7 protein-coding genes are annotated in these 8,772 nt (G+C 65.9%); 5 read left to right on the top strand and 2 right to left on the bottom strand.

The genetic code is table 11. The features are described from left to right. Positions 1-920, bottom strand: a 920-nt coding sequence (locus CI15_RS37515) for a hypothetical protein (protein ID WP_206597773.1), incomplete at its 3' end; no start/stop codon positions are given. An 856-nt stretch (positions 921-1,776) separates the two neighbouring features. Here CI15_RS37515 and CI15_RS16580 point away from each other — a divergent pair. Genes CI15_RS16580 through CI15_RS16565 form a run of 4 tightly spaced genes read left to right on the top strand, consistent with a single transcriptional unit; the run spans position 1,777 to position 7,592 of the window. Continuing rightward, a complete protein-coding gene (locus tag CI15_RS16580; protein ID WP_062129426.1) occupies positions 1,777-3,447 on the top strand; it encodes an ABC transporter substrate-binding protein in 1,671 nt (556 codons plus the stop codon). A 40-nt stretch (positions 3,448-3,487) separates the two neighbouring features. Then, positions 3,488-4,516 (top strand): ABC transporter permease, encoded by a 1,029-nt coding sequence (locus tag CI15_RS16575; protein WP_062129425.1) that lies wholly within the window; start codon positions 3,488-3,490, stop codon positions 4,514-4,516. Then, positions 4,513-5,406 carry an ABC transporter permease gene (locus CI15_RS16570; RefSeq protein ID WP_062129424.1) on the top strand — a complete coding sequence of 298 codons (894 nt, stop codon included), beginning with the start codon at positions 4,513-4,515 and terminating at the stop codon, positions 5,404-5,406. The genes CI15_RS16575 and CI15_RS16570 overlap by 4 nt, the downstream gene beginning before the upstream one ends. After that, positions 5,403-7,592 carry an ABC transporter ATP-binding protein gene (locus CI15_RS16565; protein ID WP_062129423.1) on the top strand — a complete coding sequence of 730 codons (2,190 nt, stop codon included), beginning with the start codon at positions 5,403-5,405 and terminating at the stop codon, positions 7,590-7,592. Before CI15_RS16570 ends, CI15_RS16565 begins: the two co-directional genes overlap by 4 nt. A 459-nt stretch (positions 7,593-8,051) precedes the next feature. Here CI15_RS16565 and CI15_RS37545 read toward each other — a convergent pair whose 3' ends face one another. Further along, the gene (locus CI15_RS37545; RefSeq protein ID WP_206597772.1) at positions 8,052-8,414 is read right to left on the bottom strand and encodes a hypothetical protein; all 363 of its coding nucleotides are present in this window, start codon (positions 8,412-8,414) and stop codon (positions 8,052-8,054) included. Positions 8,415-8,488: 74 nt separating this feature from the next. On the opposite strand from CI15_RS37545, the gene CI15_RS37540 reads away from it, so the two are divergent. Continuing rightward, the coding region (locus CI15_RS37540; RefSeq protein WP_206597771.1) for a hypothetical protein at positions 8,489-8,772 on the top strand (284 nt) is incomplete at its 3' end.

Raw genomic sequence — 8,772 nt, 5'->3', positions numbered from 1 at the left:
TCGGCATCGGCATCGGCATCAGCATCGGCATCAGCATCAGCATCCGCATCGGCGTCAGCATCCGCATCCGCATCGGCGTCCGCATCCGCGTCAGCATCAGCATCAGCATCAGCGTCAGCATCAGCGTCAGCGTCAGCATCAGCATCAGCGTCAGCGTCAGCATCAGCGTCAGCATCCGCGTCCGCGTCCGCATCGGCGTCAGCATCAGCATCCGCGTCAGCGTCAGCGTCAGCGTCAGCGTCAGCGTCAGCGTCAGCATCGGCATCGGCATCCGCGTCAGCATCCGCATCCGCATCCGCATCCGCATCGGCATCGGCATCGGCGTCAGCATCGGCATCCGAATCGTCTTGCTCATCCGATGGCGTCTGTGCATCCTCAATCGGATCTACGCCACCTGAGCCACCACTCTTACCGCCGGCGGCGGCAGCAATCCCTGCACCCAGCGCTGCAAGCGCACCCAGACCCAAAAAGCCAAGACCAGCCAAGCCCACACCAGACGCGGCGGCGGCATTTGCGCTGAACCCGTTCAGTTGCTGCGCGCCCAGCACCAGAGGCGAGTCGGTGCCGTCCGCAAGGAAAGCGGCTTCATGGTCACTCTCGCCGTCGGCAGCGATATATTCGTGATACGCCCCGTCTTCGCCCAAGCCGATCAGTTCGCCTTCATTGCCGTAAAAGTCTTCAATGATCAGCTGCGGCTGGTCGAGCTCCGTCCCTTCCAGACTGACTAGAAGCTTTTTACCGGAACGGCGCACGGTAATGTTTTGAGGGGCATGCCCAGTATCGCTCTGGGCCAGAATGAACTTGCCACCCTTGATGGCGTGGATATGAACGGGTGCGCCTTGCGCGGAATCGCGTAATTCGACCGTCTGCTTGATCGTGCTGCCGTCGATAACGGCCAGCTTCACTGAACTGGTACTCACAGTAATAATCCTTTCATTTGGAGTGGGCGCGCTGGCCCAGCTGGCCAGCATATGGATGGGAAATCGTGACCCGGCCGACGCCGGTTTTATCTATGTGCATTTTTGATAAGTACGCCGGAAGACGAAACTGGACCGATCCGTTTTCCATTAGGACGGGAACGAAAACGATGTTTGACTGGGAAATCAGCGGGGCAATCACCCGCGGTCTACTCAGAAATGTCCGAAAAATTTCTGGAGTTGATATCCCGTTGAACTACCCTGGGAGTAGAAGAGTTAGTTGCGGCGAAACTTGAGCTTCCCCCGAGACTTCACCTTTGACCTTCCGTAAAGTGCGCCTGACTTGACTCGCATTGCCGGCACTTTCCATGGTCGGCGATGCGCGAGGTCCTGTCAGTGAGGCCGCATTAAACCGGTGGATGCAATAGCCTTCTCGAACCGTTCGGCTGGCGCTTCGCAGTTAAATGTCTTCCTTGCTTGCGAATCCGCAGCGGCTCGAGAATGGCCGACGAGCGCGCCGAGGACATCGGCTTTCTCTCGCTCGGCCTGGTCTACGGGGAGACTGATCTATACCGTGCGTTTCTTTAAGAGTCCCACCTGAGGAGTTCGAAGACGCATCTCGCCCTGGGCAGTTCCGCCAATCCGTCCACAATGACCGCCGCCTCTTGCGAGCACGCGTTCGGTAACCGTTGTGACGACGACACATCGCGCGTCATTTATCGGTCGATCGACTAGCGTGGCGCGCCCTCGATCCGCCAGAGCCGCGAGCAATCGCTTACACTGAGACTGCTCTGCGCGTCGTCGCGTGGCTCGCGCGACGCCTCCGAACCAGCAACAGAACGGACTGGACACGCCAACGATGAAAACACCAGCGGACCGATTTCTCGCACCCAACGCACTGAGCGCAGCTCGCCTCACCGCCGACGCCTACGGCAACCACGCCCTCGACGAGTTCCTCGCCGGCCGCATCACGCGCCGCGAACTGCTGCGCCATGCGAGCGTGATCGGTCTGTCGCTCGCGAGCGGGGGCTTGCTCGGCACGCCGCGGGCGCGGGCACAAGGTGCGCCGGCCACGTCGAACCAGACGATCCGCGTCGCACATCTGACGCCGGCCGGCGCCGTCGATCCGCTGACGGTCACCGATGCCGCAAGTCTCGCGCTGCTGAACCAGACCGGCGAATTCCTGATCGACGACGGCGAAAAGCTGATGCTGAAGCCGGCACTCGCGCTGTCGTGGAAGCCGAACGACAAGGGCGACGTGTGGACCTTCCAACTGCGCCCCAACGTCAAATTCCACGATGGCCAAAGTTTCGGCGCCAAGGACGTCGTCGCCACCTTCGACCGTCTCGCCGACCCCGCGAGCGGCTCGGCCGCACTGTCGGTGCTAAAGGGCGTGCTGTCGAAAGGCGGCGCGAAGGTCGTCGACGAACACACGGTGGCGTTTCATCTCGATGCGCCGATCGGCAATTTCCCGTACTACGTTTCCTCGGATAATTACAACGCGGTGATCCTGCCCGCGAATTTCGCAGGCAATTACGAAAAGAGTTTCATCGGCACCGGTCCGTTCAAACTCGAAAAGTATCAACCGAAGGTCGGTGCGTCGTTCGTACGCAATCCAGACTACTGGGGCGACAAAGCGTTACCGCAACGCGTCCAGTTTTCGTTCTACGCCGACGAACAGGCGCAACTGCTCGCGTTGCAAGGCCATCAGGCCGACGTGATGGGCACCTTCACCGTGCAGGGTGGCGCGGCCATCCTGAACAATCCGGACTACAAGGCGGTCGGCGTGAAGTCGAGCGCGCATCGGCAGATTCACATGCGCAACGACAGTCCGCTGTTCAAGGACAAGCGCGTGCGCCAGGCCCTCGCGTTGTCGCTCGATCGCGACGTGCTCGTGCGCGGCCTCTTTAAGGGCCGCGCGCAACTTGGTAACGACAGCCCCTTCGCGCCGGTGTTTCCATCGTCCGATGCGGGCGTGCCGCAACGCAGGATCGACGTGGCGAAGGCGAAGCAGCTACTCGCGCAGGCCGGCGTGCCGAACGGCTTCGATGTGACGTTGACCACCGAGAAATACATGGAGATTCCCGACCTCGCGGTCGTCGTGCAGAACGCCGCGAAGGCGATTGGCGTGCGCATCAACCTGAAGGTCGAGAGCCAATCGCTCTACTACGGCGCGGGCACGCCGGGCAAATCCGACTGGCTCGACGCGCCGCTCGGCATCACCGACTACGGCCATCGCGGCGTGCCGAACGTGTTCCTCAACGCGCCGCTGACGAGCAACGGCACGTGGAACGCCGCGCACTTCAAGAATCCGCAATACGATCAACTGGTCGCGCAGTTCGTCGCGGCAATCGATCTCGCCACGCAAAGGAAAATCTCCGGGCAGATCCAGACACTCCTGCTCGACGAAACGCCGCTCATCATCCCGTTCTTCTACGATCAGCTGATCGCGATGCGCAAGGGGGTGAACGGGGTGCGCTTCACCGCGCTCGCGCAACTGTATTTCGATCGCGCGACGCTGAGCGCGTAAGCATCTCGCTCGCTGCCTCACTTTCGCAGGAGAACTCACGATGTCGGCTCCGGCGCCCTCTCCCGCATCGAATCAAGCGCGCTTGCCACGCGCGACGCACGGCAACGCGAGCCGCGTCGCGCGTTTTCTGGCCACGCGCGCGGGTCTTTCGCTGATTACGCTGTGGCTGCTGTCGCTGATCGTGTTCGCCGGTGGCCAGTTGCTGCCCGGCGATATCGGCCGCGCGGTGCTCGGGCCGCTCGCCGATGCACGCGCGGTCGCCGCGCTCGATCATCAGCTCGGCGCCGACCGTCCGCTGCTCACGCAGTACCTCGACTGGATCACGCATTTCGTGCGCGGCGACATGGGGCTGTCGTACGCGTATCGTGAACCGGTCGGGCCGTTCATCGCCGATGCGCTCGCGCATTCGGCGAAGCTCGGCTTGCTCGCGTTCATCGTCGTCGTGCCGCTCGGCATCGCGGGTGGCGTGTGGTCGGCGATGCATGCGGGACGCTGGCTCGATCGCACGATCAGCATTGTCGGTTTGTCGGCGACCGTGGTGCCGGAGTTCGTGTCGTCGATCGTGCTGATTCTGGTGTTCGGCGTGTGGCTGCGCTGGCTGCCGATCGAGGCCTCCTATCCGCCCGAGGCGAGCGTGCTCGAACAGTTGCGTCATCTCGTTCTTCCCGTGCTGCCGCTCGTGCTCGTGTTCTTCGGCTATATCGCGCGGATGGCGCGCGCGGGCACCGTCGAAGCGCTCGACGCCGACTACACACGCACCGCGATCCTCAAGGGCTTGCCGCGCCACGTCGTGATCTGGCGGCACGTACTGCGCAACGCGCTGCTGCCGACGATCACCGTCGCCGCCACCCAGCTCGGCTATATGATCGGCGGACTCGTGGTGGTCGAGACGCTGTTCCACTACCAGGGTATCGGCTCGCTGATCTACAACGCCGCCAAGGCGAAGGACTTTCCCATGCTCGAAGCAGGCGTGCTGACGATCGGCGTCGTCTACACGCTCGCGAATCTGGTCGCCGATGCGCTGCACGTGCTGCTCAATCCGCGGCTGCGGGTGAGGAGCGCCGAATGAATACGACCCTGCCGCCGGCTCCATCCACGCCCTCGGGCTCTCCCGCGCCGCGCGCGGCCGCCGAACCACGCTTCCCGGGCCTGCTCCTGCTGCTCAGCTCGCCGACCTTAATCGTGGGCGCGCTGATCGTCGGATGGTGGATCGTCTGCGCGATCGCCGGGCCGTGGTTCGTGCACCTCGACCCCTACGCGTCCGATCCGCTCAATTCGCTGACCCCGCCCGATCGCACGCACTGGTTCGGCACCGATCAGCTCGGCCGCGACGTGTTCTCGCGCGTGATCGTCGGCGCGCGCGACATCCTGACCATCGCGCCGCTCGCGACGCTGCTCGGCACCGCGGCGGGCACCGCGCTTGGCCTGCTGGTGGGCTACTTCGACGGTTGGGTCGACGACGTGATCGGCCGCGTGATCGATGCGGTGCTCGCGCTCCCGCTCGTGATCGTCGCGCTGCTCGCGCTCGCTGCGGTCGGCGCATCGAACTTCACGGTGATTCTCGTGATCGGCATCACGTTCACGCCGATCACCGCGCGCACCGTGCGCGCCGCCGTGTTCGCCGAGCGCAATCTCGACTACGTGGCCGCCGCGCAGCTGCGCGGCGAGCGCGCGCCGTACATCATGTTCGTGGAGATCCTGCCGAACGTGCTGCCGCCGATCGTCGTCGAGGCGACCGTGCGGCTCGGCTATGCGATCTTCGCGGTCGCGACGCTCTCGTTTCTCGGCTTCGGCATCCAGCCGCCGTCGGCCGACTGGGGGCTCGCGTTGTCGGAGTCGTACACGCTGATGGCGGGCGGCGCGTGGTGGACCGTCGTGTTCTCGGCGGGCGCGATCGCCTCGCTGGTGGTCGGCGTCAATCTGATCGCCGACGCCGTGCAGGGAGTGCTCGACCGATGAACGGGCCGCCGTCCTCCTCGTTCGCCGCGTTCGACGTGTCGAAGAGCGATCGCACCGACGCGCTGACCGTGGTCGGCCTGACGGTCACCTACCGGATCCGCGGACGCGATCGCGAAGTGCTGCAGGACGTGTCGTTTCGCGTGCGACGCGGCGAGGCATATGGGCTCGTCGGTGAATCCGGTTGCGGCAAGTCGACCGTGGCGATGGCGACGCTGCGCTATCTGCCGCGCAATGGCAAGGTGAAGGCCGGCAAGATCGTGATCGCCGGTGAGGAGGTTCACAAGCTCGGCGCCGATGCGCTGCGCAGCATGCGTGCGACCACTGTGTCGATGGTCTACCAGGACCCGGGGCGTGCGCTGAATCCGTCGCTGACGATTGCCCGTCAGGTCTCCGAAGCATTCGAAGCAACCGGGCTCGCGCGCGACGAAGCGCTGCATCGCACGCTCGAGATGTTGAAGCGCGTGCGCATCGCGGCACCCGAACGCGTGATGGACAGCTATCCGCATCAATTGTCGGGCGGCATGCAGCAGCGCGTCGTCATCGCGATGGCGCTCGCGTCGAACCCCGCGCTGCTGATTCTCGACGAACCGACCACCGGACTCGACGCGACCGTCGAAGCGGAAGTGCTCGATCTCGTCGCGCAGTTGCGCGCGGAACTCGGCACCGCGGTGCTGTTCATCAGCCACAACCTCGCTGTGATCGGCCGCATGTGCGAACGCGTCGGTGTGCTATACGCGGGCAAGCTGGTCGAGGAAGGCGCGACCCAGGACGTGTTCGCCCGGCCGCGTCATCCGTACACGGTCGGGCTGCTGCGCTGCCTCCCGACGGCGGCACGCAACAAGGACAGCGAGCGGCTCGATACGATCGCGGGCGCTCTGCCGTTGCCTGGCTCGATCACGCAGGGCTGCGTCTACGCGGAGCGCTGCCGTCTGGCCGACGAGCGGTGCCGCCGCGAGGCGCCGCCGCCCTATCGGCTCGGCGCCCCGCATGGCGATCAGATGGCGCGCTGCCACTATCACGAGCGCGCGATCGAACTCCCGCATGCGGCAACGAGCCCGGCGCCTTCGCTTGCCACGTCGGCCGGTGCGCCGTCGCGCGGGTCCTCGTCGCCGGTTCTGCGCGCGCGCAACCTGGCGAAAACATTCCACGTGTCGGGCGCGCCACTGCGCGCGGTCGACGACGTCTCGCTCGAACTCGCGAGCGGCGAGACGCTCGGCCTCGTCGGCGAATCGGGCAGCGGCAAGACGACGCTCGCGCGGCTGATGCTCGGCCTGCTCTCGCCCGATGCGGGCGGCGCGCTCGAACTCGACGGCGCGCCGCTCGCCGCACGCGTCACGCGCCGCAGCGACGAGCAGCTCAAGTCGCTGCAGATCGTGTTCCAGAATCCCGACTCCGCGCTCAATCGCGCGCATTCGGTCAAGCGGTTGATCGGCCGTGCGCTCGCGCGCTTCACGGCGCTGCGCGGGCCCGCGATCGACGAACGGCTCGTCACGCTGACGGACGCCGTGCGGCTGCCCGAGCGCTATCTCGATGCGCGCTCGCGCCAGCTATCGGGTGGGCTCAAGCAGCGCGTCGCGATTGCGCGCGCGTTCGCCGGCGAGCCACGGGTCGTCGTGTGCGACGAGCCGACTTCATCGCTCGACGTGTCGGTACAGGCCGCGATCCTGAACCTGCTCGCCGATCTGCAGCGCGAGCGCGGCGTCAGCTACGTGTTCATCTCGCACGATCTGCACGTGGTGCGCTATGTCTCGGATCGCATCGCGGTGCTGTATCTCGGGCGGCTGCTCGAAATCGGGCCGGCGGCGGCCGTGTTCGACGGGCCGCAGCATCCCTATACCGAGGCGCTGCTGTCCGCCGTGCCGACGCTGCCGGGCGACGGCGCGTCCGGAGAGCCAGGTCGGCGCGCGCGCATCCGTCTCGCGGGCGAGCTGCCGGAGCCGGGCGCAATGCCATCGGGCTGCGTATTTCACACGCGCTGTCCGCGCAAGCTCGGCGCGATCTGCGAGCAGCAGGATCCGCCTTTCGTCGAAGCAGGCGGCGACGCGGACCCGCCTGCCGCGCATCGGATTCGCTGTCATATTCCCGTGGCCACGTTGCGCGCGCTGCAACGGGAGCCGCGCCACGACGACGCCCGCGACCCGACGAACGGCAGCGACTCCGACGACGCGTCTCGCAACGCCAGCTAGCCTCGGCTCGACACCAATCCGCTTCGCCGACGCCACCTCGTGCGTCACGCGGCCCACCTTAACGTATCGCGCGCCGAAACACGCTTTTTCGTCCACGCGTTTCATCGTCGAAACGTTTTCTGGTTTTTTTCTGACGTGTCCATCGCACATCCCGATGCCGCCCGCGCCGCTTCAAGGCTCTGCGAAGCGTGGCATGGATATCGCTAAATTAGCGGCCAGAGATTCGAAGCCCAACCGGGCGCGCAAGGCCGCGCATATCCGCACGACGAGCGTCCTCACGCGAGGCCGCGACATCGCGCGATCAGCACGGCAGCGACGCACGGACCACTTCGACACAACGGACTCGGGGTGCGACAAGACCCGCGTGCAGACAGGTCGGGCGCCGCCGCAGCTCGTCAAGGCGGCGGCGAGGTACCGCCCTTCGCTGGGGAGAAGCGCGATGCAGACCAGAACATTCAATCAGTACTGCTGGGCAATGATGGGCCGGGCGGCGGTCCTCGCGGGAGTGGCGGCGCTGACGGGCGAAGTCGCGCATGCGGCATCGACGGAGGTGATCCCAAGCTGGATGGTGCTCGCCGACACGTCGCGAGCGCCATCCGGCGAGTCCGCGCCGATGCTGCTCGCGCAGAACGACGGTGCGGCGACGGGCGTCGAAGCCGGCACTCCGACAGCCGCCGACGATGCCGCCTCGGTGTTCGCGCCGGCCGGCTGCGGCGGGCTCGGCTCGCCGGACTGCGGCCGGCTCGGTGGCGGCAGTGGCAATGGCAACGGCGGAGGCGGCGCGGCGGGTTCGGGCAATAGCGGTGCGGGCGCAAGCGGCAACAGCGGCGCCGGGGCGGCAGGTTCAGGGAGTGGGAGCAGCGGTGGTTCGGGCGCAGGCGGTAAGGGAAATAGCGGTGGTGGAAGTAGCGGCGGTGGGAGTGGCGGTGGGAGTGGCGGCGGTGGCGGTGGAGGCGGTGGAGGCGGTGGTGGCGGTGGTGGCGGTGGTGGTGGTGGTGGCGGGGGCGGCGGCGGTGGTGGCGGTTGCTGTGGCGGTCGTGGTTGCTGGGGTTGTGGTTGCTGCTGGTGAGGCGGCGGCGGGCGTGGCGGTGGCGGTTGCGGTGGCTTTGGTGTGTGCTGGTGCTGTCGACTTCGAGTATTTGCTATGTGTGTGCATAGTGCTGTCCATGGGTTCACGTAT

It is taken from the genome of Paraburkholderia monticola, assembly GCF_001580545.1.
In the GTDB taxonomy this organism is placed as follows: domain Bacteria; phylum Pseudomonadota; class Gammaproteobacteria; order Burkholderiales; family Burkholderiaceae; genus Paraburkholderia; species Paraburkholderia monticola.
This window is presented reverse-complemented; position numbering and strand designations above follow the sequence as displayed.